Origin of the sequence: Streptomyces sp. NPDC006510 (assembly GCF_040611955.1) — a bacterium.
GTDB lineage: Bacteria > Actinomycetota > Actinomycetes > Streptomycetales > Streptomycetaceae > Streptomyces.
Genome location: NZ_JBEXPH010000036.1, coordinates 1 through 26,105, shown reverse-complemented (window position 1 = coordinate 26,105; position 26,105 = coordinate 1). Strand labels below are relative to the sequence as shown.

Sequence of the window (26,105 nt, the reverse complement as noted above, 5' to 3'; positions counted from 1 at the left end):
CCGGGAGAGCGCTTCGCGGCCGTCCCGCGCCCACCCCTGCCCTCGTCCCGCTTTGTCCTGACGCAGGAAAAAGTTCAACCGGACTGCTGCGCAAGGGCTTTCCGTCCCGGACGAACAGGTCTACGGTCCACAACGTGTACATGGCATGACTCGGGTCTCCGGTGTCCCACACACCCCGGACGACCCGCGCGGCAGTCCCCGCGCAGCACGGCACGGCAGCACCCCGCCCGTACAACCGGCACTCTCCGGAGGACACTCGTGCACAGAACCACAACCGGAAACAGGAGCAGAACACGGCTCCACGTCCGCAAATCCCTCGCGCTGTTCACCGGTGGCCTGCTCGCCGCGGCCACCCTGGCCCTGGGCGCCACGCCCGGAGCAGCGGCGACGGGGCCGTCCTCGCCGGCCGCCACCGATGCGGCGGCCGACGAGTTCCAGCAGGTCACCCTCGCCAAGGGCGTGGCCGAGACCGGCGAGCCCATGACGCTGGCGGTGCTCCCGGACCGCAGCGTCCTGCACACGGCGCGCGGCGGCGAGCTCTGGCTCACCGACAACGGCGGCGACACCACGCTCGCCGGTGTCCTGCCCGTCTACTCCCACGACGAGGAGGGCCTCCAAGGCGTCGGCGTCGACCCGGACTTCAGCAGGAACCGGGCGATCTATCTCTACTACGCGCCCCCGCTGGACACCCCGTCCGGCGACGCCCCCGAGAACGGCACCGCCGCCGACTTCGCCAAGTTCGACGGAGTGAACCGGCTCTCGCGCTTCGTCCTCAAGGAGGACGGCACGCTCGACACCGCCAGCGAGAAGAAGGTCCTCGACATCCCGGCCTCGCGCGGCATCTGCTGCCACGTCGGCGGCGACATCGACTTCGACGCGCAGGGCAACCTGTACCTGTCGACCGGCGACGACTCCAACCCGTTCGCCTCCGACGGCTACACCCCGATCGACGACCGGCCCGACCGCAACCCCGTGTTCGACGCCCGTCGCACCTCCGGGAACACCAACGACCTGCGCGGCAAGATCCTCCGCATCAAGGTGGCCGACGACGGCACGTACACCGTCCCCGAAGGCAATCTCTTCGCCCCGGGCACGGACAAGACCCGCCCCGAGATCTACGCGATGGGCTTCCGCAACCCCTTCCGCTTCACCGTCGACAAGCCCACCGGCATCGTGTACGTCGGCGACTACGGACCCGACGCCGGTGCGGCCGACCCCAAGCGCGGACCGGGCGGACAGGTCGAATTCGCCCGCGTCACCAAGCCCGGCAACTTCGGCTGGCCGTTCTGCACGGGCAAGAACGACCCGTTCGTCGACTACGACTTCGCGACGAAGACCTCCGGTGAGACCTTCGACTGCGCCGCGCCCAAGAACACCTCCCGGTACAACACCGGGCTGGTCGACCTGCCGCCGGCCCAGCCCGCCTGGATCCCGTACGACGGCGCGTCCGTGCCCGAGTTCGGCAACGGCTCCGAGTCCCCGATGGGCGGACCCGTCTACCACTACGACGCCGCACTTGACTCGCCCGTGAAGTTCCCCGAGGCCTACGACGGCAACTTCTTCGCCGGTGAGTTCGGCCGGCGCTGGATCAAGCGCATCGACCAGGACACCGACGGCACGGTCAAGTCCATCAACGCCTTCCCGTGGTCGGGGACCCAGGTGATGGACATGACGTTCGGGCCCGACGGCGCGCTGTACGTCCTGGACTACGGCACCGGCTACTTCGGCGGCGACCAGAACTCCGCGCTCTACCGCATCGAGAATGCCACCGGCGGCCGCTCACCTATCGCCGAGGCGAGCGCCGACAAGACCTCCGGAACCGCCCCCCTCAAGGTCGCCTTCTCCTCGGCCGGAACCACCGACGCCGACGGAGACGCGCTCAGCTACAGCTGGGACTTCGGTGACGGCGGCACATCGACCGCCGCCAACCCCACGTACAGGTACAAGAAGAACGGCACCTACACCGCCACCGTCACCGCCAAGGACCCCACCGGCCGCACCGGCTCGGCCAACGTCCATGTGACGGTCGGCAACACCGCGCCCACGGTGAAGCTGGAACTCCCCGGTGACGGGCAGATGTTCTCCTTCGGCGACGAGATCCCGTTCAAGGTGACCGTCACCGACCCCGAGGACGGCACCATCGACTGCTCCAAGGTCGAGGTCCGCTTCATCCTCGGACACGACAGCCACGGCCACCCCATCACCTCGGCCCACGGCTGCACCGGCACCATCAAGACGGAGATGGACGGCGGACACGACCCCAACGCCAACATCTTCGGCGTCATCGACGCCTCGTACACGGACGGCGGGGGAGGCGGCCAGGCCGCCCTGTCCGGCCACGACCAGGCCGAACTCCAGCCGCGCCACCGGCAGGCCGAGCACTACACCGACTCGCACGGCGTCGCCCCGCAGAACAAGGCGACCGCGCACGGCGGCAAGACCGTCGGTGACATCCACAACGACGACTGGATCTCCTTCAAGCCGTACCTCCTCACCGGTTCCACCAAGCTGACCGCGCGGATCTCCTCCGGCGGTGCCGGTGGCTTCCTCGAAGTCCGGACCGGCTCGCCGACCGGCAAGATCCTCGGCTCCGCACCCGTCCCGGTGACCGGTGCCTGGGACAACTTCCAGGACATCGACGTACCGCTGCGTGGAGTCCCGAAGACGTCCACCGAACTCTTCCTGGTCTTCAAGGGAGGTGCCGGAGCGCTCTACGACGTCGACGACTTCGAGCTCTCCAACAGTGCCCCCGACAGGACCGCCAAGCGGGTCCTGGTCTTCTCGAAGACGGCCGGCTTCCGCCACGACGCGATCCCCGACGGCATCGCGGTGCTGAAGGAACTCGGCAAGGACAGCAACATCACCGTCGACGCCACGGAGGCGGCCGGGCAGTTCACCACCAGCAACCTGGCCCGCTACGACGCCGTGGTCTTCCTCTCGACGACCGGTGACGTACTCAACACCGACCAGCAGAAGGCCTTCGAGAACTATGTGGCCACCGGCGGCGGCTACATGGGCGTGCACGCGGCGGCGGACACCGAGTACGACTGGGCGTTCTACGGCGGACTCGTCGGGGCGTACTTCTCCTCGCACCCCGCCATCCAGCCCGCCACCGTCCGCGTCGAGGACCACAACCACCCGGCCACCGCGCACCTCGGCGACGAATGGAACCGCACCGACGAGTGGTACAACTACCGCACGAATCCCCGCGGTCAGGCCAAGGTCCTCGCCACCCTCGACGAGACCACCTACACCGGCGGCACCATGAAGGGTGACCACCCCATCACCTGGTGCCAGACCTACCAGGGCGGCCGCTCCTTCTACACCGGCCTCGGCCACACCAAGGAGTCGTACGCCGAACCGGCCTTCCGCAAGCTGCTCCTCGGCGGCATGCGGTACGCGGCCGGTCAGGTGAGCGCCGACTGCAAGCCCGACACCGGCTACCGGTCGATCTTCAACGGCAAGACGCTCGAAGGCTGGAAGCAGGCGGGCCCAGGAAAGTTCGACATCGTCGACGGTGAACTCCGCTCCGAGGGCGGCATGGGCCTGCTCACCTACCGGGCCAAGGAGCTGGGGTCGTACTCGCTCAAGCTCGACTGGAAGATGCAGGGCGACGACAACTCCGGTGTCTTCGTCGGCTTCCCGGAGTCCGACGACCCCTGGTCCGCGGTGAACAACGGTTACGAGGTCCAGATCGACGCCACCGACGCGCCCGACCGCACCACGGGCTCCGTCTACACCTTCAAGGCGGCGAACGCCAAGGCCCGTGACCAGGTACTGCGGCCGCCCGGCCAGTGGAACAGCTACGAGATCAGGGTCCAGGGCGAACGTCTCCAGGTCTTCCTCAATGGAGTGAAGATCAACGACTTCACCAACACCGACCCGGTACGCAGCCTGACGAACGGCTACATCGGCCTCCAGAACCACGGTGCCGACGACCATGTGTCCTTCCGCAACATCCAGCTGAAGGAACTGCCCTCGGCGTAGGGCGCCCACCCCGGCGACGGCGGGCGAGGAAGGCAACCCCCTCCCCGCCCGCCGTCCCCACCGGCCCCGTCCCCCGACGCACAGCGCCACTAGCTCTGCCCAGCCAGCACCCCCAGCCAGGGAGGCAGCCCGTGTCAGCACCCGCCGTACGTACCGGAGTCTGGTTCATCGGAGCACGCGGCTCCGTCGCCACCACCGCCACCGCGGGGTGCGCGGCGGTCGCGGCAGGGCTCCACCCGGCGGCAGGCATGGTCACCGAGACCCCACCCTTCACCGACAGCGGGCTGCCCGCACTCACCTCACTCGTCTTCGGCGGACACGACACGGCCGGCTGCCCACTGCCGAAGCGGGCCGAGGCACTGGAGGCCGGGGGAGTGCTGCCGCACGGACTGCCATCGGCGGTGCACTCCGAACTCGCCGCCACGGACGCCGCGATACGGCCCGGCGGGCCACTGCCCGGCGACACCCGCAGCGACGAGGAACTCATCACCGCTTTCGCCGCCGACCTCACCGACTTCGCGCACCGGCACGACCTGGCCAGGACGGTCGTCATCAACGTGGCGTCCACGGAACCCGTCCCGGCACCCGGCGAACCCGGGCTGCCCGCCAGCTCGCTCTATGCGGCGGCGGCACTGAGGGCCGGCTGCCCCTACATCAACTTCACCCCATCCACCGGGCTGCGCACCCCCGCCCTCCAGGACGCCGTCGCGGGCTGCGGACTTCCTCACGCGGGCCGCGACGGCAAGACCGGCCAGACGCTGCTCCGCTCCGTCCTCGCCCCGATGTTCGTGCAACGCGCCCTGCCCGTACGGGCCTGGTCGGGCACCAACCTGCTGGGCGGCGGGGACGGAGCGGCGCTGGCCGACCCGGGCGCGGCGGCCGCCAAGAACGCGGGCAAGGAACGCGTCCTCGCCGACACGCTGGGCACCGCACCCGAGGGCGAGGTCCACATCGACGACGTACCGGCCCTCGGCGACTGGAAGACAGCCTGGGACCACATCGCGTTCGACGGATTCCTCGGCGCGCGGATGGTGCTCCAGACCACCTGGCAGGGCTGCGACTCCGCACTGGCCGCGCCCCTGGTCCTGGACCTTGCCAGGCTGGTGGCCCGCGCCCACGAGCAGGGCATGAGCGGCCCCCTGCCCCAGCTCGGCTTCTACTTCAAGGACCCGGACGGCGGCCCGGCCGCGCTCTTCGAGCAGTACCGGGCGCTGCTCGCCTTCGCCGGGACGCTGCGGGGGGAACGATGACGGTACGCGCCTGGGCGGAACTGCTACGGGTGTCCGCGCTCTTCACCGTCCCCGGCGACGCGCTGGCCGGGGCGGCGGCGAGCAGCCGGCGCCCCGACCGCGGAACCGTGCTCGCCGTCGGCGCCTCGCTCTGCCTGTACGAGGCGGGCATGGCGCTCAACGACTGGGCCGACCGCGACGAGGACGCCGTCGACCGCCCGCACCGGCCCATCCCCTCGGGCCGGATCGCACCCGGCGCGGCTCTCGCGGCGGCGGGCGCGCTGACGGCCGCGGGGCTGGGGCTCGCCGCGAGGGCCGGCCGCCCGGCCCTCGCGGTGGCCACGGGACTGGCGGCGACCGTGTGGGCGTACGACCTCCGGTTGAAGCACACCCCGGCCGGGCCCGCGGCGATGGCCGCGGCACGCGGACTGGACCTGCTCCTCGGGGCCACCGCCACCGGGACGGCGAAGCGGACCACGAGGTCGGTGGTGGGTTCGAGATCCGCCCGTGGTTCGGATCGGGCCGTGCATGGCTCCATTCGCGCCGCCCTGCCGGCCGCCGGTCTGCTGGGGGCGCACACCTACGCCGTCACCGCCGTCTCCCGGCACGAGGCGCACGGCGGATCCACCACCGCACCCCTCGCCGCGCTCGCGGCCGTCGCCGCACTGGGCGCAGCGGCCCTGCACGAGCAGCGTGGCCGGCACGGAGACCGGCCGACGGACCCGCACACGGGACGCGGCAGGCAGGACGAGCCGCCCCGGCCCCACCCCTCGCACCGCACACCCGCGCCCCTTCCCGTCACCACCCCCGGTCTCGTGCGCACCGCGCTCACCGGCTCCTACGTCCGGACCGCCGCGGTCCCACTCCTCCACGCCGCGCTCAACCCGTCCCCGCCGCTCACCCAGCGCGCCGTCGGCGCCGGTATCCGGGCGATGATCCCGCTCCAGGCCGCTCTTACCGCCCGCGCGGGAGCGGCCGGCTCGGCGCTCGCCGTCATGGGACTCGTACCGATCGCCCGCACCCTCGCCCGGAAGGTGAGCCCGACATGACGATCCGCTACGGCTACGGCACCAACGGGCTCACCGACCTCCGCCTGGACGACGCCCTCGGACTCCTCGCCGACCTCGGGTACGACGGGGTCGGCCTGACCCTCGACCACATGCACCTCGACCCCCTCGCCCCGGACCTCGCCGCCCGCACCCACCACGTGGCGGCCAGGCTCCAGGAACTGGGGCTCGGCGTCACGGTCGAGACCGGTGCCCGCTACGTCCTCGACCCCCGCCGCAAGCACGGTCCCTCCCTCCTCGATCCCGACCCCGAGGCCCGCGCCGCCCGCACCCGGCTGCTCGTACGGGCCGTCGGGATCGCCGCCGACCTCGGCGCCCACGCCGTGCACTGCTTCAGCGGCATCACCCCACCGGACACCACCCCCGACACCGCCTGGCAGCGGCTCACCGAATCCCTCGCCCCGGTCCTGGACGCCGCCGAGCGCTCCGGCATCCCCCTGGCGATCGAACCCGAGCCCGGACACCTCCTCGCCACCCTCGCCGACTTCCACCATCTGCGCGTCCTCAGCGGAGATCCGTCACCGCTCGGGCTCACCCTCGACATCGGCCACTGCCAGTGCCTGGAACCCGCCCTGCCCGTCGACTGCGTCCGCGACGCCGCCCCCTGGCTGCGCCACGTCCAGATCGAGGACATGCGCCGCGGCGTCCATGAACACCTCCCGTTCGGTGACGGCGAGATCGACTTCCCGCCCGTACTCGAAGCACTCGACACCCTCTCGGCCACCGGCTACCGCGGCCTCACCGTCGTCGAACTGCCCCGCCACTCCCACGCCGGCCCCGAACTCGCCCGCACCTCCATCGAGTTCCTCCGCAAGCACGGTCCGTCGAGCCACAGCCTGTCGGGCAACAGTCCGTCGAGCTACTGAACCCCCGAAGGGAGCGACGCCATGCCGATATCCCCGACGAACCCCCCGCTGCTCACCCGCAAGGAACTCGACGCACAGCTCGGCGGAGCCGCGCGCGCCTGGCTCGACGAGGCGCTCGCCGAGGCGGAGCACGCCGCCTCCCACCAGGACACCGAACCGCCCGGCGGACCGTACGCCGCCCCGCCCTGGGAACTGCGGTACGCCGCGGCCGGCCGGCACTGCGGACTCGAACACGCCGACTCCGTACGCGCCCTGCTGCTCATCGAAGCCCGGGCCGCGCTGCCCGCCCTGACCAGGCTCTACGAGCAGGGCACCGCCGCCGAACGACGCGCCGTCCTGCTCACCCTGCACCGGCTGGACCTCGGCCCCACCGCCCTTCCGCTCATCGAGGACGCCCTGCGCACCAATGACACCCGGCTGATCGCCGCGGCCGTCGGCCCGTACGCCGCCGCCCATCTCGACGCGCACAACTGGCGTCACGCCATCCTCAAGTGCCTCTTCACCGAGGTCGACGTCGACGCCGTCGCCGGACTGGCCCGACGCGCGCGCGGCGACGCCGAACTCGCCCGCATGCTGGGCGACTTCGCCGCCGAACGTATCGCAGCGGGCCGCAGTGTCCCCGCCGACCTCACCCGCGTCCTCGAACTCGCCACCCCCGGTGCCGCCCCCACGGAGGAGTCCTGATGCGCATCTTCGACCCGCACATCCACATGACCTCCCGCACCACGGACGACTACCAGGCGATGTACGACGCGGGGGTCCGCGCCCTCGTGGAACCCTCCTTCTGGCTCGGCCAGCCCCGCACCTCTCCCGCCAGCTTCTTCGACTACTTCGACGCCCTGCTCGGCTGGGAACCCTTCCGCGCCGCCCAGTACGGCATCGCCCACCACTGCACGCTCGCCCTCAACCCCAAGGAGGCGAACGACCCGCGCTGCGTCCCCGTCCTGGATGCCCTGCCCCGCTATCTCGTCAAGGACTCCGTCGTCGCCGTCGGGGAGATCGGCTACGACTCCATGACCCCGGCCGAGGACACCGCCCTGGCCGCCCAGCTCCAGCTCGCCGCCGACCACGGCCTGCCCGCCCTCGTACACACCCCGCACCGGGACAAGCTCGCCGGACTGCACCGCACCCTCGACGTCATCCGCGAATCCCACCTCCCCCCGGAACTGGTCCTGCTCGACCACCTCAACGAGACAACCGTGAAGGACGCCAGGGACAGCGGCTGCTGGGCCGGCTTCTCCATCTACCCCGACACCAAGATGGACGAGGACCGCATGGTCGCGATCCTCAGGATCCACGGCACCGAGAAGGTCCTGGTCAACTCGGCCGCAGACTGGGGCAGAAGCGACCCGCTCAAGACCCGCAAGGTGGGCGACGCGATGCTCGCCGCCGGATTCAGCGACGACGACGTCGACCAGGTGCTCTGGCGCAACCCCGTCGCCTTCTACGGGCAGAGCGGCCGGCTCCAGCTCGGCATCGCCGCGCCGGAACCACTCCACGAAGGCAACTCCATCCTGCGCGGCGGGGAGTGAGGCGATGCGCTTCCGCCACCCCGACGGCTCCACCGTCCATCTCTCGTACTGCACCAACGTCCACCCCGCCGAGACGCTCGACGGTATCCGCGCCCAACTGCGCGACCACTGCGAACCCGTCCGCAAACGCCTCGGCCGCGACCGGCTCGGCATCGGCCTCTGGCTCGCCAGGGACGCCGCCCGCACCCTGATCAACGACCCCGCCGAGCTGCGGTCCCTGCGCGCCGAGCTGGACCGCCGCGGTCTGGAGGTCGTCACCCTCAACGGCTTCCCGTACGAGGGATTCGGCGCCGACGAGGTCAAGTACCGGGTGTACAAGCCGGACTGGACGGATCCGGAACGGCTCGCCCACACCACCGACCTCGCCCGGCTGCTGGCCGGCCTGCTCCCCGACGACGCCACCCGAGGAACCATCTCCACCCTCCCGATCGCCTGGCGCACCCCCTTCGACTCGGACCCCGAGGCGGCCCGCACGGCACACAGCGCGCTCACCACCCTCGGCGAACGCCTGGACGCACTCGCCGAGCTCACCGGCAAGTCCATCCGGATCGGCCTCGAACCCGAGCCGGGGTGCACGGTCGAGACCACCGCCGACGCCATCGTCCCCCTCACCGCCGTCGGACACCCACGCATCGGCGTCTGCATCGACACCTGCCACCTGGCCACCTCCTTCGAGGACCCCGACACCGCCGTCGACGCGCTCGGCACCGCGGGCATCCCGATCGCCAAAGCACAACTCTCCGCCGCCCTGCACGCCGAACACCCCCACCTCCCCGAGGTGCGCACCGCACTCGCCGCCTTCGCCGAGCCCCGCTTCCTGCACCAGACCCGCACCAGCACCGCCGCCGGGCTGCGCGGCACCGACGACCTGGACGAGGCCGTCACCGGCCGGGCCCTGCCGGACGGCGCCCCATGGCGCGCCCACTTCCACGTCCCCCTGCACGCACCCCCCGCACCACCGCTCACCTCCACCCTTCCCGTGCTCCGTTCCACACTGACCCGACTGGTGGGCGGCGCACGGCCCCTCACCCGGCACCTGGAGGTCGAGACATACACCTGGCAGGCGCTCCCGGCCGCACTGCGCCCCCGCACCCGCACCCAGCTCGCCGACGGCATCGCCGCTGAACTCACCCTCGCCCGCGACCTCCTGGTCGACCTCGGCCTCAAGGAGCTCCCATGACCGCAGCCGAGCAGACCACCACACCCACCACACCCACCCCGCTTCTCGTTCTCGACGTCGTCGGCCTCACCCCACAGCTCCTCGACCACATGCCGCACCTCAAGGCCCTGGGGCAGGCCGGCACCCACGCCCCTCTCGGCACCGTGCTCCCCGCAGTCACCTGCGCGGCCCAGTCCACCTTCCTCACCGGCACCACGCCCGCCGAGCACGGCATCGTCGCCAACGGCTGGTACTTCCGCGAGCTCGGTGACATCCTGCTCTGGCGCCAGCACAACGGTCTGGTCGCCGGGGACAAGCTCTGGGACGCCGCCCGCCGCGCCCACCCCGGCTACACCGTCGCCAACATCTGCTGGTGGTACGCGATGGGCGCCGACACGGACATCACCGTCACCCCGCGCCCCGTCTACTACGCCGACGGCCGCAAGGAACCCGACTGCTACACCCGGCCGCCCGCCCTGCATGACGAACTCACCGAAAAACTCGGCACCTTCCCCCTCTTCCACTTCTGGGGCCCCGGCGCCGACCTCGTCTCCTCGCAGTGGATCATCGACGCGACCCGGCACATTCTCGACACCCGCCACCCCGACCTGGCCCTGTGCTACCTCCCGCACCTCGACTACGACCTCCAGCGCTATGGCCCCGACGACCCGCGCTCCTACCGGGCCGCGGCCGAACTCGACCGCGCCATGGCCCCCCTCCTGGACGACGCCCGCCGCGAAGGCCGCACCGTCGTCGCACTCTCCGAATACGGCATCACCCGCGTGGACCGGCCGGTCGACATCAACCGGGCCCTGCGCCGAGCCGGCCTCCTGGAGGTCCACACCCAGGACGGCATGGAGTACCTGGACCCGATGGCCTCCCGCGCCTTCGCCGTCGCCGACCACCAGCTCGCCCATGTCTACGTACGCCGCCCCGAGGACCTCGAAGCCACCCGCGATGCCCTCCAGGACCTCCAGGGCATCGAGCAACTCCTCGACGACGAGGGCAAGAAGACACACGGCCTGGACCACCCGCGCTCGGGCGAACTGGTCGCCGTCGCGGACCCGGATGCCTGGTTCACGTACTACTACTGGCTAGACGACGCCCGCGCGCCCGACTTCGCGCAGCTCGTCGAGATCCACCGCAAACCCGGCTACGACCCCGTCGAACTCTTCCTGGACCCCCAGGATCCGTACGTCCGGGTCAAGGCGGCCACGGCCGTCGCCCGCAAGAAGCTGGGCATGCGCTACCGCATGGCGGTCGTGCCGCTTGACCCGTCACCTATTCGCGGCAGCCACGGACGCCTTCCGCAGAGCGACGAAGAAGGTCCGCTCATCCTGTGCTCCACCCCCCACGCGTTCACCGGCCCCGTCCGGGCCACCGAAGTGAAGTCCTTGCTCCTCACACTTGCCGGCCTCGCATGAGATCGGTTCGTGCACAGCGTTTCGAGCATCTTCGAGAAAGAGAGAGACCGTGATCGCGTACAACGACGAACCCGGAACGGACGGCGACCTGCGCCGCAGCCTCGGCGTCAGCCGCCGCCGTTTTCTGAGCACCTGCACGGCTGCTGCGGCAGCGGCGATCGCCGCGCCCGCCTTCGGCGCTTCGCCGGCCCTCGCCCAGACCGCCTCCGGCAGGGAGCGGGGCGTCGGCCAGGCTCTGGTCCCGGCGGAGCGACGAGGGATCATCCTGTACACCGTGCGCGACGCCACGGGCCGGGATCCACTCAGCACCGACCTTCCCTCGGGCTTCCGTGAGGTCTTCAGGGAGCTGGCCCGCTACGGCTACCAGCAGGTCGAGTTCGCCGGGTACGGCCAGCACGCCAACGCACCCGGCGGAAGCAACCTCGAATCGGTGGAAGGCGCGAAGCTGCTGCGCTCGTGGCTGGACGACTACGGTCTGCGCGCCCAGGGCAACCACGGCTTCATCCCGTCATCCTGGCCGCTGGACCAGAGCGACCTGGACCAGTTCAAGCGCCACCTCGAGATCGCGAACATCCTCGGCATGGAACACATGGGCACCGGTGGCGACCCCATCGGCAGCGCCTACCGTGTCGACTGGGACATGGCGGCCGACAAGTGGAACACGCTGGGACGGATCGCTCAGGGTGCGGGCATCAAGCTGTACACCCACAATCACGACGCGGCCTACGGCTTCCTGCTCGACGGCGGTCCGCTGGACGCACAGGGCCGCCCCACCCGCAGCTCCGGCATCCGCAAGCTCGAGTACTTCCTTCAGGTCACCGACCCGAAGTCCGTATGGCTGGAGATGGACATCTTCTGGGCGCACGTCGCTCAGTACAAGTTCCATACCTACACCGCGCACGACGGATCGCAGCAGGAGAACATCTTCGACCCGGCGGCACTGGTCCGCTGCAACACCAAGCGCTACCCGCTGTTCCACGCCAAGGACGGCATCGTCAACACGACCAGCGGCAATGGCTACGACATGGTCCCCTTCGGTACCGGGGTCATCGACTACCGGACGTTCTTCCGCCGCGTCGGGGCGAAGAACTACCACAACCCGATGGTCGAGCAGGACAACGCACCGAGCTCGACCGTCCCGGCGCAGTCCCTGAACCATGCGCGGACCGGCTACGACAACTTGGCGGCGCTGCGCAAGTAGGACCATCGGCGGTACCGGAGCGGCGGTCCGCGCCTCACCCCGGACTCCTGGAGACCGGGAAGCGGTGCGAACGTCGCCCGGTGACGTCAGGCACCGTACGCTCCACCGCAGTCACCAGGAGCGTACGGTGCCTGACCAGCACCCCGAATGCTTGTGGTCCCACGCCCCACCATCATGCTGACCGTGCCGGAGCCCGGTGCGGGAGGAACTGCCGCCCGGGGTGGAGAGCACCCGGATCGGGCACTCGGGACGGGCGGGGGTGCTGCGCGATCCTGACGAAGATCCTCACCACCCGGGGCGTGAGCTGCCCGCTCGCCGTCTGCACGGCCACCAGCGAGATGCTGAGGACGACACCGATGAAGGTCATCATTGCCGAGCTGATGGTGGTGACGATGGTCCTGGAATCGTCGGCGAACCTGATCAGATCGCCGACTTCCTTGTAGGCCCGCTCGAGCGCGAAGGAGCACAGCCACCACCGTCGGAGCGAACCAGAACGTATCGCGCAGATGCTCACGCAGGGGGGACAGCGCCAGGGGCCGTCGGCAGCCGCGATCACTCGTGCCCGCGAAGGTAGCCCGGCCGCCCCCACCACGCCCGCACGCCGCCCGGCAACCGTCCCGTGAGCTGTGCGTACGTATGTGAATGCGGACCGTACACAACGCTCCCCAGGTCCCACGGACACGCCCACCCTGCCGCACTGACCACCGAATATGCAGGTGAGAGGCGCCCCGAACCCCTGGTATTGTTTTCTTTGTCGCCGCGGGAGACCGGGGCCGATCACCTGGTCCGGGTGGCGGAATGGCAGACGCGCTAGCTTGAGGTGCTAGTGCCCTTTATCGGGCGTGGGGGTTCAAGTCCCCCCTCGGACACAGAGAGAGACCCCAGTTCATCTGGGGTCTTTTGCGTTTCCGGACGGCTCGGCCAGCATGGGGACGGCCCCGGTGGAAGCGTCCTCGCGCTTCCACCGGGGCCGTCCACGCAGCCGGAAGGATCAGACGTCCCGGCGCTCCCGCGCGAGGTCGTTCACCCGTCGCCGGACGACGAACCAGCCGCCGACCAGCGCCGCCGCGATCAGCGGCAGGCACAGCACGGTCGTACGGCCCACTCCGCCGCCCCACCACATCAGGAACACGACACCGGCGAGGAACGCCAGCGTGACGATCTGCGTGTACGGGGCCCAGGGCAGCCGATACGAGGGGCGGGTGACCCTGCCGTCCCGCGAGCGGTGCCAGAACAGCAGGGAGCAGAGCATGATCATGCCCCAGGTGCCGAGGATGCCGATCGAAGCGAAGTTGAGGACGATCTCGAACGCCTGGCCCGGCATGACGTAATTGAGCACGACGCCGAGTACACCGAAACCGGCGGTCAGCAGGATGCCGCCGTAGGGCACCTGGCCCTTGTTCATCCGGCCGGTGAACTTGGGCGCGGAGCCCGCCAGCGCCATGGAGCGCAGGATGCGCCCGGTGGAGTACAGACCGGAGTTCAGGCTGGACAGCGCCGCGGTCAGCACGACCAGGTTCATCACACCGGCCGCGCCCGGGATACCGAGCTTCTCCATGACGGTGACGAAGGGGCTCTCGTCCGCCGAGTACGAGGTGTACGGCAGCAGGAGGGCCAGCAGCACCACCGAACCGACGTAGAAGAGTCCGACACGCCACATGATCGAGTTGATCGCCTTGGGCATGATCTTCTCGGGGTTCTGCGTCTCACCCGCGGCGACGCCGCACAGCTCGACGGAGGCGTACGCGAACACGACGCCCTGGATCACCATCAGCAACGGGAGCATGCCGGTGGGGAAGATACCACCGCTGTCGGAGATGGTGGAGATGCCCGGCGTGTGACCGTCCACCGGGTGCTGGGTGACCACCAGGAAGATGCCGATGAGCATGAAGGCCACCAGGGCGGAGACCTTGATGATCGCGAACCAGAACTCCATCTCACCGAAGTACTTCACCGAGATGAGGTTGGCGGTGAGGACGACGGCAAGGGCGATCAGCGCGAGGATCCACTGTGGGATGTCGCTGAACATCGCCCAGAAGTGGGCGTAGGTGGCGGCCGCGGTGATGTCGGCGACGGCGGTGGTCGACCAGTTCAGGAAGTACAGCCATCCGGCCGCGAAGGCGCCCTTCTCGCCCATGAACTCCCGGGCGTACGAGACGAAGGCGCCGGAGGAGGGCCGGTAGAGGACCAGCTCGCCGAGCGCGCGGACGACGAAGAAGGCGAAGACACCGCAGACCGCGTAGGCAACGGCGAGGGAGGGACCCGCACCGGCCAGTCGCCCGCCCGCACCCAGGAACAGGCCGGTGCCGATCGCGCCGCCGATGGCGATCATGTTGATGTGACGGGACTTGAGGTCCTTGCTGTAACCGGCGTCGCCGGCGTCCCGGTGGGGGGAGCCCGCCGCCGGTGGGGCGGCGGCGAGCGTATCGGCCGCAGTGGTGCGGTCACTCATGGAGCAGATTCGCCTTTGTGAGGGGAGGGTGGGCGGTCCCGGCCATGACCGGCCAGGGAGTCGTCACCGTGGCGCGGCTCGACGACACATCATCCGGGATTCCTGCGATTCTGTCAGTGCCCCACATCACTGAGGAATGAATCTGAGGTACTTCAGAGGTTACGGGCCGGTAATCAAGGGATCTCGTGGGGGAGGGGCCGTCGGGTGCCGGTGCCGCTGCCGGTGCGCATCTGCGCTGCCTCACCCGCCCCGCAACCCCGCTCGGTCACCTGTGCGTGCGTCCCCACCGCATGCGCCTTCGTGCCGTTCACGTTCAACTCGGCATGGACGAAGCCCTTGTTGGGCCACCGGTCGCTACCGTAGGCGTCCTTGTGGATGCACTGCTCCTTGCGGACGATCGGCCACTTGCTCAGTACGGAGGGAGTTCGCCACGGCTGTCGCGGGAGCCGTCGGGGAGCGCGACCGGCCGGTGCCGCTGCCCCGAGCCGACCCGCCCGCTGCCGGGTGTGCCGCCCCGGACCGTGCCCCGGCTCCCTCCGTGTCCTTCGTCACGATCAGGCCCCGGGTGCCCTGTGAGGTCTTGTTTTCGGTCATGTAATCGATTCCAATCGTCGCTGTAATCGATTCCACGGCTCTGGGCCGCTGGTTTCGAGGCTCACGGAAACCACAAGGAGGTGGTCCGGAAATGGCGAGCATCAAGGATGTCGCGGCCGAGGCGGGAGTGTCCGTCGCCACGGTCTCCCGTGTTCTCAACAGTCATCCCTCCGTCAGCCCGGACGCGCGGACACGAGTCCTCGCCGCCGTCGACGCCCTCGGCTACCGGCCCAACGCCGTCGCCCGTTCGCTGCGTACCGACCAGACGCGCACCCTCGGCCTGGTCATCAGCGATGTGCTCAATCCCTACTTCACCGAACTGGCCCGCTTCGTCGAGGAGGAGGCCCGCGCCCTCGGCTACAGCGTCATCATCGGTAACGCGGACGAGCGGCCGGAGTTGCAGGACCACCACGTCCGTACGCTGCTCGACCGAAGGATCGACGGGCTTCTCGTCTCCCCCGCGGACGGCGACTCCCCGCTGATGGCGGATGTGGCGCGCGGCGGCACCCCGATGGTCTTCGTGGACCGCTGGATGCCCGGCGTCGACGTCCCCGTCGTACGTGCCGACGGTCGCCGTGCGATCCGGGACCTGGTCGCCCATCTGCACGCGCTGGGCCACCGAAGGCTCGCCATCATCGCCGGCCCTGCGGCCACCACCACGGGCAACGAGCGAGTCGAGGCCTTCCGCGAGGCACTGCGCGCGTACGAACTCACCCTGCCCGAGGTCTATATCGGCCAGGGCGACTTCCAGGCGGACAGCGGTCGGCGCGTCACCGAGCGCTTCCTGGCACTCCCCGAGCCGCCCGAGGTGGTCTTCGCCGCCGACAACCTGATGGCGCTCGGCGCGCTGGACGCCATCCGGGCGGCCGGCCTGCGAGTCCCGCAGGACGTCGGACTCGCCGCCTTCGACGACATCCCTTGGTTCGTCCACACCGACCCGCCGATCACGGCGATCGCCCAGCCGACCGGCGAACTCGGCCGCGCCGCCGTCCGCGCGCTGGTCGACATCGTCGAGGGCCGGTCCCCGCAGTCCGTCACCCTTCCCGCCCGCCTCGTCGTACGCCGTTCCTGCGGCGAGCCCGCATCGGACCAGAGGAGCAGCTTGTGAGCAGTCCGGACGAGTTGCTGCGCATCGAAGGCGTACGCAAGACCTTCCCCGGTGTGGTCGCGCTGGACAGCGTGGACTTCGACCTGCGCAGCGGCGAAGTGCACGTCCTGCTCGGCGAGAACGGAGCGGGCAAGAGCACCCTCATCAAAATGCTCTCCGGCGCCTACCGCCCGGACAGCGGCCGGATATTCGCCCAGGGGCGCGAGGTCCGCATCCACAGCGCGCAGGACGCCGAACGGCTCGGAATCGCGACGATCTACCAGGAGTTCAACCTGGTACCCGATCTGACGGTCGCCGAGAACATCTTCCTCGGCCGGCAGCCGCGCCGCTTCGGGATGATCGACCGGCGCCGCATGGAGGCTGACGCCGAGGTCCTGCTGCGTAGGGTCGGCCTGCACGTCTCGCCGAAGGCCAAGGTCCGTGAACTGGGCATCGCCCGGCTGCAGATGGTGGAGATCGCCAAGGCGCTCAGCCTGGACGCACGCGTCCTGATCATGGACGAGCCGACTGCGGTCCTCACCTCGGAAGAGGTCGACAAGCTCTTCCGGATCGTGCGGCAGCTGCGTGCGGACGGGGTCGGGGTCGTCTTCATCACCCACCACCTCGAAGAGATCGCGGCGCTCGGCGACCGGGTCACGGTGCTGCGCGACGGCCGCAGCATCGACCAGGTACCCGCCTCTACGCCCGAGGCGGAGCTCGTACAGCTGATGGTGGGGCGCAGCATCGACCAGCAGTACCCCCGTGAACGCCCGGAAACCGGGAGCCCGTTGCTGTCCGTGCGCGGCCTGACCCGCAACGGCGTGTTCCATGACATCAGCTTCGAGGTGAGGGCCGGAGAGGTGGTCGGTCTCGCCGGTCTCGTCGGCGCCGGCCGCACCGAGGTCGCCCGCGCCGTCTTCGGCGCCGACCCCTACGACGGCGGCACCGTCGACGTGCTCGGCGAGCGGCTGGCCAAGCACGACGTCACCGCCGCGATGGGCGCCGGAATCGGCCTCGTGCCCGAGGACCGCAAGGGGCAGGGCCTGGTGCTCGATGCCTCGGTGCAGGAGAACCTCGGCCTGGTCACCCTGCGCTCGGCGAGCCGCTCCGGGCTCGTGGACCTCAAGGGGCAGCGCCTGGCCGCCGCCCGGATCGCCGAGCAGCTCGGCGTACGGATGGCGGGTCTCGGACAGCACGTCCGTACGCTCTCCGGTGGCAACCAGCAGAAGGTCGTCATCGGCAAGTGGCTGCTCGCCGACACCAGGGTGCTGATCCTCGACGAACCGACCCGAGGGATCGACGTCGGCGCCAAGGTCGAGATCTACCAGCTCATCAACGAACTGACCGCATCGGGTCACGCGGTTCTGATGATCTCCAGCGACCTGCCCGAAGTCCTCGGGATGAGCGACCGGGTGCTGGTCATGTCCCAGGGCCGCATCGCCGGAGAACTCCCCGCGCACGAAGCGACCCAGGACGCCGTGATGGCCCTCGCCGTCAGCGCGGCCCCCACCACATCGCCCACCACATCGCCCACAACAACTACGGCAGCGGATCCGACCGTGAACGAAGAGGAGAGCCCCCGTGGCCACTGACACGCTCAAGAGCAATACGGGCGCCAGTGGCGCCGCAGGGCGCACGGTCCGCCGACTCCTGCTCGACAACGGTGCCCTGACCGCCCTGGTCGTACTGCTGGTGGCGATGTCGCTGCTCTCCAGCGACTTCCTGACCACCCAGAACCTCCTGAACGTCGGCGTGCAGGCCGCCGTCACCGCGATCCTCGCGTTCGGCGTCACCTTCGTCATCGTCTCGGCTGGCATCGACCTGTCCGTCGGCTCGGTGGCCGCGCTCTCCGCGACGGTCCTCGCCTGGTCGGCCACCTCGGAGGGGCTGCCGGTCTGGCTGGCGGTCATCCTCGCCGTCGCCACCGGCATCGCCTGCGGCTTCGTCAACGGAGCCCTCGTCTCGTACGGCAAACTGCCGCCGTTCATCGCGACACTGGCGATGCTGTCGATCGCGCGAGGTCTGTCCCTGGTCATCTCCCAGGGCAAACCGATCGACTTCCCCGGCTCCGTCTCCGTGCTCGGCGACACGCTCGGTGGCTGGCTGCCCGTCCCCGTCCTCGTGATGGTCGTGATGGGGCTGATCGCGGCGCTGATCCTGGCCCGTACTTACATCGGCCGTTCGATGTACGCGATCGGCGGCAACGAGGAGGCCGCGCGGCTCTCCGGACTGCGCGTCACCCGGCAGAAGCTGGTCATCTACGCCCTGTCCGGGCTCTTCGCCGCGGTCGCGGGCATCGTCCTCGCGTCCCGGCTGACCTCCGCGCAGCCGCAGGCCGCGCAGGGGTACGAGCTCGACGCGATCGCCGCGGTCGTCATCGGCGGCGCCAGCCTCGCCGGCGGCGTCGGCAAGGCCTCCGGCACTCTGATCGGCGCGCTCATCCTCGCCGTGCTGCGCAACGGGCTGAACCTCCTCTCCGTGTCCGCCTTCTGGCAGCAGGTCGTCATCGGTGTCGTCATCGCCCTCGCGGTGCTGCTGGACACGCTCCGCCGCAAGGCCGGATCCGGAGCCGCGGCGCCGGGCGGTTCGTCCGCCGCGCCGGGCTCACCGGGATCCGGTCGCAAGGGAGCGGGAGCGGTCAAGTTCGGTATCGCCGCACTGTGCGTGGCCGTGGTCGTGGGCGGGGTGTCCTACTTCAACTCCGGTTCCTCCGGCGGCAACACCAAGGTGGGCATGTCGCTCTCCACGCTCAACAACCCCTTCTTCGTGCAGATGAAGGCGGGCGCGCAGGCGGAGGCGAAGACGGCCGGGGTCGACCTCACCGTCACCGACGCCCAGAACGACGCCTCGCAGCAGGCCAACCAGCTCCAGAACTTCACGAGTTCGGGCGTGAAGTCGATCATCGTCAATCCGGTGGACTCGGATGCGGCGGGCCCCGCCGTCCGGGGCGCCAACAACGCGGACATCCCGGTGATCGCCGCCGACCGGGGGGTCAACAAGGCAGAGACCGCCACGCTCGTGGCATCCGACAACGTCGCCGGCGGCAGGCTCGCCGCCAAGGCGCTGGCCGACAGGCTCGGGGGCAAGGGCAGCATCGTCATTCTCCAGGGGACGGCCGGCACCTCGGCCAGTCGCGAGCGGGGCGCGGGCTTCGCCGAGGGCCTCAAGGCGTACCCGGGCATCAAGGTCGTGGCCAAGCAGCCGGCGGACTTCGACCGCACGAAGGGCCTGGACGTCATGACCAACCTGCTCCAGTCCCACCCCGGTATCACCGGTGTCTTCGCCGAGAACGACGAGATGGCGCTCGGTGCGGTCAGGGCACTGGGCAGCAAGGCAGGAAAGTCGGTGTCCGTCGTCGGATTCGACGGAACTCCGGACGGCCTGAAGGCGGTTGGCGCGGGCACGCTGTACGCGTCCGTGGCCCAGCAGCCGAAGGAGCTGGGGAAGATCGCCGTGCAGAACGCGGTGAAGGCGGCGCAGGGCAAGAAGGTCGACAGCATGGTGAAGGTGCCGGTGAAGGTCGTCACCAAGCAGAACGTCGCCGATTTCTCCTGAACGCGACTGAGCACGACTGAACACGACTGAGTACGACTGAGCGGGACCGGTCGGCCCGGTGCACCTGAGCGGGACCGAGCACAAGCCGAGCAGTGCCTGACCACGGAAAGCAGGAACCATGCACGAGAGCGACCACGACGACGATCACGCCCGGTACGACCTGCTGGTCGTAGGCTCCGCCAACGCCGACCTGGTCGTCGGCGTCGAGCGCCGCCCCGCAGCCGGTGAGACCGTCCTCGGCTCCGATCTGGCCGTCCACCCGGGCGGCAAGGGCGGGAACCAGGCAGTCGCCGCCGCTCGCCTCGGAGCCCGTACGGCCCTGCTGGCCAGGGTCGGCGACGACGCGCATGGCCGTCTGCTGCTGGAATCACAACGGGCGGCGGGCGTCGACACCGCCGGCGTCCTCGTGGGCGGCGCCCCCACCGGCGTCGCGCTGATCACCGTGGACCCCTCGGGCGACAACAGCATCGTGGTGTCGCCGGGGGCCAACGCCCGCCTCACCCCGAAGGACATCCGGGCGGCCGGCGCCCTGTTCGGTGCGGTCCGGGTCGTCTCCGTACAGCTGGAGATCCCGCTGGAGACGGTTGCCGAGGTGGCCGGTGCGATGTCACCCGGTACCCGGCTGGTGCTGAACCCGTCCCCGCCCGCGTCCCTGCCCGACCATGTGCTGGCCGCCTGTGACCCGCTGGTGGTCAACGAGCACGAAGCGCGCTACCTGCTGGGCGAAGCCGCAGGCACCACGCCCCAGGAGTGGGCGCGAGCACTGCTCGGACTCGGCCCGCAGTCGGTCGTGGTCACGCTGGGGGCGGCGGGGGCGCTCGTCGCGGACGGCCGCACCGGCGATGTCGTACCCGTACCGAGCCCCAAGGTCGAAGCAGTGGACACGACCGGGGCCGGCGATGCCTTCACGGCCGCCCTGGCCTGGCGGCTCGGCCTGGGCGAAGAGCTCACCGATGCTGCCGCGTTCGCCGTGCGGGTGGGGGCGGCAGCCGTCACCAGGCAGGGCGCGCAGGCGTCCTTCCCGACGGCAGAGGAAGTTCCGGCGGTAGAGGAAGTTCCGGCGGCAGAGGAAGTCCCGGCCCCGTGAAGAGGGCAGGAATCCTCAACCGCCACCTCGCCGGGGCCCTGGCCGAACTGGGCCACGGCGACGGAGTGCTGATCTGCGACGTGGGCATGCCCATCCCGGACGGCCCCCGCCTCGTCGACCTGGCCTTCCGCGCCGGCGTCCCGTCGTTCGCCGAGGTTCTCGACGGCCTGCTGGACGAACTCGTGGTGGAGGGCGCGACAGCGGCACACGAGGTCACGGAGGCCAATCCGGAGGCCGCCCGTCTCCTGGACGACCGTCTCCCCGGACTCGCCCACGTACCCCACGACGAGCTCAAGCTACTCTCGGCGGGAGCCCGACTGGTGGTACGGACGGGCGAGGCGCGGCCGTACGCGAATGTGCTCCTCCGGTGCGGGGTCTTCTTCTGACCTCTCCTCATGGACCGGGCGCTACCGTGCGGTGCACGAGAAGAGGGGGCAGGTGGGCCGGTGCGACCAGTGCTGTTGGTGGATGTGGACGGGCCGCTGAATCCGTATGCCGCGAAGCCGCACCGGCGGCCCGAAGGCTATGAGACGCACCGGTTCCTGACGCCCCGCTGGAAGGCCGCCGAGCGGCGGCGGCTGATCGGGAGAGGGCTGCCGAACAAGGCCGTGAAGCCGCTCCGGGTGTGGCTCAATCCGAGTCACGGTCCGGCATTGGAGGCGCTTCCTCTCGACCTGGTGTGGGCGACGACGTGGGAGGAAGAAGCCAACGAATTCATCGCACCGGTCCTGGGACTGCCCGAACTGCCCTTCATCCCCTGGTCCCCGTCGCGAGCCGTGCCCGGCGGTGGTGTGTTCTGGAAGACGCCGGAAATCGTCGAGTGGGCGCAGGGCCGACCGTTCGCCTGGGTCGACGACGAGATCACGGAGGCCGACCGCACCTGGGTGAACGAACACCATGACGGTCCTGCCCAACTGCACCGGATCGACCCTCGGCGCGGCCTTTCCGGTGACGACTTCGCCACGCTGACGGCGTGGGCGGGCGGCCTGGTCTGACGTCTCAGGTGCGGAGCCAGTCCAGGAACTCGGAAAAGGAAGACGAAACCTCCTCCAGGCCGCTGTCCCAGATCAGGAGATAGATTCTTCCGTGGCTCGAAGGACTCACGGAGAGAAAGAACACCCCGCCGAACAGCGGGAATGCGAACGGAATCATCTCCCTCAGGTCGTACTCCGACGACGACTCGTGCTGGTCCAGCATGTCCTCATAGGTGCTCTCGACCGTGAAGCGCCCTGTGCGGATCGAGCAGAAGGACGAGACGAGCTTCTCGCCGACGATTTCTTCGTCGGTCACCTCGCCACCGTTCTGCTCCAGATAGAAGTCGCGGAACGACTCGGGCAACGAACACCGGAACTGTTCCTCGAAATCCTTCAACTCCTGTGCGGTCAGGGAGTCGCCACCGCCTTCCAGGATCAGTTTGTGGCTCACAGGGGCCTTCCTTTTGCTGCTGTCAGCTCCGGTTCGTGTACACGAGAGATTGTCACCGGGTGGCCCTGGGTGTCGAAGGCGCCGTCACTGTCGTGCTCGCCGTCGGAGTGGACGCGGCAGCCGTCACCAGGCAGGGCGCGCAGGTGTCCTTCCCGACCGCAGAGGAAGTCTCCGCGGTGTGAAGTAGGCAGGGATCCTTGACCGCCCTGGTGGCGCGGTCGGGTGGGCGCGGCCGTATGCGAAGGCGCTGCTGCGGTGTGGGTCTTCTTCTGACGAGAACAGCCGGTGAAGCAACAGACCATCAGTAACCCACGGCCGAGGTCGCTTTGGGGAAGGTGTGACGTAGCGTTGCCCTTTTGGTGGTGTTCGAAGGAGCACCGCGAGGCACCGTTGTGCCCCCATCAGCTGTGGGGCACCGAGGGGTTTTGGGATGAAGCTCTGCTTCCTCGTCGAAGAGCTGTACCGGCATGACGGCATGCCGCTCGACGTTGTCCGGCAACTGACGTCGTGGGGACACCAAGTGGACGTGGTGCGCCCCGGCGGCTCACTCCTGCGGATCTCGGAGGAGGTACGGGCGGGAACCCATGACGCCTGGGTACTCAAGACCGTGTCCGGCGGCCCCGGGCTCGCCCTGTTGGAGGCCGCGGCGGCGGTGGGACTGACCACGGTGAACGACGCGCGGTCCATCCGCGCGGTGCGTGACAAGGTCCTCACGTCGGTCATCGCGCGACATCACGGGCTGCCGGTCCCGGTCACCTATTCGGCACCGAGGGCCACGCTGTTCGCGGATGTGCCCGACGAGCTCTTCCCCCTGGTGGTCAAGCCCGCCGACGGCAGCTCGGGGCGCGGGGTGCGACTTGTGTCGGCCCCCGGGCGGCTGGCGGAGGCGGAGCAGGCGGACGAGGGCCAACTCATCGCACAGCCCTACGTGTCCAATCCGGGCTCCGACCTCAAGGTCTACTGCCTCGCGGGCGAGTTCCACGCGACCGTGCGCCGCTCCCCGCTCCACCCGGACGCGCCGGTCGACGAAAGAGTCGTCCCCCTGCCCGCCGAGGTGGCCGAAGCGGCGGCGAAGGTGGGCGCGGTCTTCGGACTCGATCTCTACGGCATCGACGTGGTGCTCGGCCCCGACGGCCCCGTGATCGTCGACATCAACGACTTCCCGAGCTTCCGCCAGGTTCCCGATGCCGCATCACGGTTGGCCCGCGCCGTTCTTGAGCTGGCCAGGACCGGCGGCGCCGACCGGACGGGCATGCTCGCTCCCGCCCCGCGCATTCCCTTGCAGCCGCAGGTCCCCCACGGACGGCCCCATCCGCACCCCGTCGCCGGCCTCGGTCCCGGCACCGAAGCGGACATGGTGGCAGCGGTGCCTGGAGGTGCGCAGATATGAGGGTGTGCCTGCTGACCGACAAGCCGGATCATCCGCTGCTCGCCGCGGCCGCCTCCGCACTGACCGAGGCGGAGCACCGGGTGACGTTCCTGGACCCGGACGCCGGAACCGGATCCCCCTCGCAACTGGTGGCCCCGGACGATCCCGCCGATGTCTACCTCCTCAAGGCCCATACCCCCCGGGCACTCGCGCTGGCCCGCTTCCTCGAAGCGCTCGGCGCCCGGGTGGTGAACTCCGCCGCCGCGACGGAGCTGTGCCAGGACAGGAGCCGGATCGCCGCCGTGGCGGAAGGCGCCGGTCTGCCGATGCCCCGGACACGGACCCTGGACGCACTGTCCGAAGCTTTCCACGGCCCGGAGCTGCCGGAGAGCGGTTACCCGCTCATGGTCAAGAGCCGCCATAGCCGCCGCGCGGACCTGGTCGCCCGCGTGGACGGCCCGGCCGGGCTCGGGGACCTTGCGGCAGAGTGGTCCGACGAGCCCGTCGTGCTGCAGGAGTTCGTCGCGAACAGTGGCTGGGACCACAAGCTCTGGGTGATCGCGGGAGAGGTGTTCGCGGCGGTGCGACCCGCACCGGTGGGCGCACCGCCGGACGGCGCGCGGCCCGCGCCGCTGGTCCGCGACCTGCCGCAGACCTGGACCCGGCTCGCCCTGCGCACAGGAGATGTCTTCGGCCTCGACGTCTACGGTGTCGACCTGCTGGACCGCGAGGGAGAGCCCGTCGTCGTCGACATCAACGCCTTCCCGGGCATCCGCGGCCCGAAGGGCGCCCCCGAGGCGCTGGCGGCCCTGGCCCTGCGACGCCCCCGGCCCGGCCCTCCCGCCTACGAGGCCTGAGACACCCCGGCCTCCACCAGAAACTCGCTCGGCGTATCCGACCACGACACATGCAGCCCGTCCCGGGCCCGTGTGCACGCGACGAACAGCAGGCAGCGTTCCGCCAGGAGGTCCGACTCGTGCTGGAGCCGGTCGATGTCGGCCGGGGTCACCGCACGCGCGTACGGCAGCGCACCCTCACTCACGCCGATGACCGCGACGCACCGGAACTCCAGCCCTTTGAAGGAGTGCATCGTGCCGACCTGCACGGCGTCCGCGTCGGAGGGCACATCGCCCCGCAGACGTGTGACAGGGATGCCCGCGGCCTTGAGCCGCTGCACCGCCTTGTCGCAGTTCCTGTTGAAGCGGGCGCTCACCCCGATCTCGCCCGGGGATAGAAGCGGGAACCCATGCTGGAGCCGACGAAGTCGTCGGGGCGGACCGTGAGCAGACCGCCCCGGCTGCGGCGCAGCACATTGATCAGCCGGTCGACGCCACCGTCGTCGAGCGCCCGCAGATCCTGGTTGGGAGCGGTCTCGGTGGCTCCGGTGTGACGGCCCCACAGGAAACCGTGGACGTACCGGTGGAAGAGACGGTCGCGGGTCAGGGCATCCGGGAACCGGCCGCCGTGCTGGTGGAGCAGACGGCTCATGACCGGAAACGCGGCCCGGCCGTTCAGAACCCACCCGTGGTCGAGTCCGGGTCCGCAGGATGCCCTGCATGGTTGTCCGGTATCGCCGGCACGGGCCCTGGTCGCCGTCGTCAGCTCCGGTTGGCGTACACGATGAGATTGTCCACCGGGTGGCCCCGGTCGTCGAAGGCGCCGTCGCAGGTGATCAGGCGCAGGGCGCGTGTGTTGGTGGCACCGTAGACCTTCTCGGTCGGGAACGCCTTCTTGCTGACCGTCTCGGTGCCGGTGACCCTGAAGTGGAGTTCCGCGCCGTGGTCGTTGCGGACGGCTATGTCGGCTCCCTTGCCGATCTTCTTCAGGTCGTGGAAGACGGCCTTCCCGAACCGGGTGCTGTTGTGCCCGATGATGACCGCGGCGCCGGGTTCGCCGGGAGTGGCGCCGCCGGTGTACCAGCCGGCGGTCATGCCCTTCTCGGCGGGCGGGACCTCGACGGTGCCGTCCTGGTTGAGACCGAGGCGCATCAGCTTGCTGTCGATTCCCAGCGACGGGATGCTGAGGTGGACGGGGGCGGCTGCCGGGGAATCCCCGGATTTCCCGGTCCCCG

At 69.9% G+C, this 26,105-nt stretch carries 22 protein-coding genes, 1 tRNA gene and 3 pseudogenes; 19 read left to right on the top strand and 7 right to left on the bottom strand.

Annotated features, from left to right (window positions below):
- Positions 1 to 258 precede the first annotated feature (258 nt).
- The 9 genes from ABZY11_RS14345 to ABZY11_RS14305 all read left to right on the top strand — a co-directional run bounded on the left by ABZY11_RS14345 (position 259) and on the right by ABZY11_RS14305 (position 12,465).
- Positions 259 to 3,987 carry a ThuA domain-containing protein gene (locus ABZY11_RS14345; RefSeq protein WP_356479412.1) on the top strand — a complete coding sequence of 1,243 codons (3,729 nt, stop codon included), beginning with the start codon at positions 259 to 261 and terminating at the stop codon, positions 3,985 to 3,987.
- A 131-nt stretch (positions 3,988 to 4,118) separates the two neighbouring features.
- On the top strand, positions 4,119 to 5,237 hold the full coding sequence (locus tag ABZY11_RS14340) for an inositol-3-phosphate synthase (RefSeq protein ID WP_356479411.1): 1,119 nt from the start codon (positions 4,119 to 4,121) through the stop codon (positions 5,235 to 5,237).
- Entirely contained in the window at positions 5,234 to 6,265 is a 1,032-nt protein-coding gene (locus ABZY11_RS14335) for an SCO3242 family prenyltransferase (RefSeq protein ID WP_356479410.1), read from the top strand. Before ABZY11_RS14340 ends, ABZY11_RS14335 begins: the two co-directional genes overlap by 4 nt.
- A complete protein-coding gene (locus tag ABZY11_RS14330; RefSeq protein WP_356479409.1) occupies positions 6,262 to 7,149 on the top strand; it encodes a sugar phosphate isomerase/epimerase family protein in 888 nt (295 codons plus the stop codon). The genes ABZY11_RS14335 and ABZY11_RS14330 overlap by 4 nt, the downstream gene beginning before the upstream one ends.
- A gap of 21 nt (positions 7,150 to 7,170) precedes the next feature.
- Positions 7,171 to 7,833 (top strand): EboA domain-containing protein, encoded by a 663-nt coding sequence (locus tag ABZY11_RS14325; RefSeq protein ID WP_356479408.1) that lies wholly within the window; start codon positions 7,171 to 7,173, stop codon positions 7,831 to 7,833.
- The gene (locus ABZY11_RS14320) at positions 7,833 to 8,681 is read left to right on the top strand and encodes a TatD family hydrolase (RefSeq protein WP_356479407.1); all 849 of its coding nucleotides are present in this window, start codon (positions 7,833 to 7,835) and stop codon (positions 8,679 to 8,681) included. The genes ABZY11_RS14325 and ABZY11_RS14320 overlap by 1 nt, the downstream gene beginning before the upstream one ends.
- Before the next feature lie 4 nt (positions 8,682 to 8,685).
- Positions 8,686 to 9,861: a metabolite traffic protein EboE gene (gene eboE, locus ABZY11_RS14315; RefSeq protein ID WP_356479406.1), complete on the top strand. Its 1,176-nt coding sequence runs from the start codon at positions 8,686 to 8,688 to the stop codon at positions 9,859 to 9,861.
- The gene (locus ABZY11_RS14310) at positions 9,858 to 11,264 is read left to right on the top strand and encodes a nucleotide pyrophosphatase/phosphodiesterase family protein (protein ID WP_356479405.1); all 1,407 of its coding nucleotides are present in this window, start codon (positions 9,858 to 9,860) and stop codon (positions 11,262 to 11,264) included. The genes eboE and ABZY11_RS14310 overlap by 4 nt, the downstream gene beginning before the upstream one ends.
- Before the next feature lie 49 nt (positions 11,265 to 11,313).
- The gene (locus ABZY11_RS14305) at positions 11,314 to 12,465 is read left to right on the top strand and encodes a sugar phosphate isomerase/epimerase family protein (protein WP_356479404.1); all 1,152 of its coding nucleotides are present in this window, start codon (positions 11,314 to 11,316) and stop codon (positions 12,463 to 12,465) included.
- Between the two features lie 271 nt (positions 12,466 to 12,736).
- On the opposite strand, the pseudogene ABZY11_RS14300 reads toward ABZY11_RS14305, so the two are convergent.
- A pseudogene (locus tag ABZY11_RS14300) lies at positions 12,737 to 12,998 on the bottom strand (DUF2254 family protein); the annotation flags it as partial.
- A gap of 251 nt (positions 12,999 to 13,249) precedes the next feature.
- On the opposite strand from ABZY11_RS14300, the gene ABZY11_RS14295 reads away from it, so the two are divergent.
- A tRNA-Leu gene (locus tag ABZY11_RS14295) sits at positions 13,250 to 13,334 on the top strand.
- 122 nt (positions 13,335 to 13,456) lie between these two features.
- Here the strand turns inward: ABZY11_RS14295 and ABZY11_RS14290 are convergent.
- Both ABZY11_RS14290 and ABZY11_RS14285 read right to left on the bottom strand, forming a co-directional pair.
- Complete coding sequence (locus ABZY11_RS14290) at positions 13,457 to 14,917, bottom strand: amino acid permease (RefSeq protein ID WP_356479403.1); 1,461 nt, start codon at positions 14,915 to 14,917, stop codon at positions 13,457 to 13,459.
- A 221-nt stretch (positions 14,918 to 15,138) separates the two neighbouring features.
- Positions 15,139 to 15,333, bottom strand: a pseudogene (locus tag ABZY11_RS14285) (sphingomyelin phosphodiesterase); the annotation flags it as partial.
- Between the two features lie 269 nt (positions 15,334 to 15,602).
- Between ABZY11_RS14285 and ABZY11_RS14280 the strand changes: the two are divergent.
- From ABZY11_RS14280 to ABZY11_RS14255, 6 genes are all read left to right on the top strand, one after another.
- Entirely contained in the window at positions 15,603 to 16,619 is a 1,017-nt protein-coding gene (locus tag ABZY11_RS14280; RefSeq protein ID WP_356479402.1) for a LacI family DNA-binding transcriptional regulator, read from the top strand.
- The gene (locus tag ABZY11_RS14275) at positions 16,616 to 18,190 is read left to right on the top strand and encodes a sugar ABC transporter ATP-binding protein (protein ID WP_356479401.1); all 1,575 of its coding nucleotides are present in this window, start codon (positions 16,616 to 16,618) and stop codon (positions 18,188 to 18,190) included. Before ABZY11_RS14280 ends, ABZY11_RS14275 begins: the two co-directional genes overlap by 4 nt.
- Positions 18,180 to 20,153 (top strand): substrate-binding domain-containing protein, encoded by a 1,974-nt coding sequence (locus tag ABZY11_RS14270; protein WP_356479400.1) that lies wholly within the window; start codon positions 18,180 to 18,182, stop codon positions 20,151 to 20,153. The genes ABZY11_RS14275 and ABZY11_RS14270 overlap by 11 nt, the downstream gene beginning before the upstream one ends.
- Positions 20,154 to 20,271: 118 nt before the next feature.
- Entirely contained in the window at positions 20,272 to 21,240 is a 969-nt protein-coding gene (locus ABZY11_RS14265) for a ribokinase (RefSeq protein WP_356479399.1), read from the top strand.
- A complete protein-coding gene (gene rbsD, locus ABZY11_RS14260; protein ID WP_356479398.1) occupies positions 21,237 to 21,626 on the top strand; it encodes a D-ribose pyranase in 390 nt (129 codons plus the stop codon). The genes ABZY11_RS14265 and rbsD overlap by 4 nt, the downstream gene beginning before the upstream one ends.
- Positions 21,627 to 21,635: 9 nt before the next feature.
- The gene (locus tag ABZY11_RS14255) at positions 21,636 to 22,235 is read left to right on the top strand and encodes a hypothetical protein (RefSeq protein WP_356479397.1); all 600 of its coding nucleotides are present in this window, start codon (positions 21,636 to 21,638) and stop codon (positions 22,233 to 22,235) included.
- A gap of 4 nt (positions 22,236 to 22,239) precedes the next feature.
- On the opposite strand, the gene ABZY11_RS14250 is transcribed toward ABZY11_RS14255, so the two are convergent.
- Complete coding sequence (locus tag ABZY11_RS14250; RefSeq protein WP_356479396.1) at positions 22,240 to 22,665, bottom strand: SMI1/KNR4 family protein; 426 nt, start codon at positions 22,663 to 22,665, stop codon at positions 22,240 to 22,242.
- A gap of 35 nt (positions 22,666 to 22,700) precedes the next feature.
- Here ABZY11_RS14250 and ABZY11_RS14245 point away from each other — a divergent pair, with 35 nt between their 5' ends.
- The 3 genes from ABZY11_RS14245 (at position 22,701) to ABZY11_RS14235 (ending at position 24,891) form a co-directional block, all read left to right on the top strand.
- A complete protein-coding gene (locus ABZY11_RS14245) occupies positions 22,701 to 22,847 on the top strand; it encodes a hypothetical protein (protein ID WP_356479395.1) in 147 nt (48 codons plus the stop codon).
- 248 nt (positions 22,848 to 23,095) lie between these two features.
- The gene (locus ABZY11_RS14240) at positions 23,096 to 24,055 is read left to right on the top strand and encodes a hypothetical protein (protein WP_356479394.1); all 960 of its coding nucleotides are present in this window, start codon (positions 23,096 to 23,098) and stop codon (positions 24,053 to 24,055) included.
- Positions 24,052 to 24,891, top strand: a complete 840-nt coding sequence (locus tag ABZY11_RS14235) for an alpha-L-glutamate ligase (RefSeq protein ID WP_356479393.1) — start codon at positions 24,052 to 24,054, stop codon at positions 24,889 to 24,891. The genes ABZY11_RS14240 and ABZY11_RS14235 overlap by 4 nt, the downstream gene beginning before the upstream one ends.
- Here the strand turns inward: ABZY11_RS14235 and ABZY11_RS14230 are convergent.
- The 3 genes and pseudogenes from ABZY11_RS14230 to ABZY11_RS14220 form a co-directional block, all read right to left on the bottom strand.
- Positions 24,879 to 25,268, bottom strand: a pseudogene (locus tag ABZY11_RS14230) (3'-5' exonuclease); the annotation flags it as partial. The gene ABZY11_RS14235 and the pseudogene ABZY11_RS14230 sit on opposite strands and share 13 nt — an antisense overlap.
- Positions 25,244 to 25,522 carry a hypothetical protein gene (locus ABZY11_RS14225; protein ID WP_356479432.1) on the bottom strand — a complete coding sequence of 93 codons (279 nt, stop codon included), beginning with the start codon at positions 25,520 to 25,522 and terminating at the stop codon, positions 25,244 to 25,246. The gene ABZY11_RS14225 and the pseudogene ABZY11_RS14230, both read right to left, overlap by 25 nt.
- A 110-nt stretch (positions 25,523 to 25,632) precedes the next feature.
- Positions 25,633 to 26,105, bottom strand: a 473-nt coding sequence (locus ABZY11_RS14220; RefSeq protein ID WP_356479392.1) for a class F sortase, incomplete at its 5' end; no start/stop codon positions are given.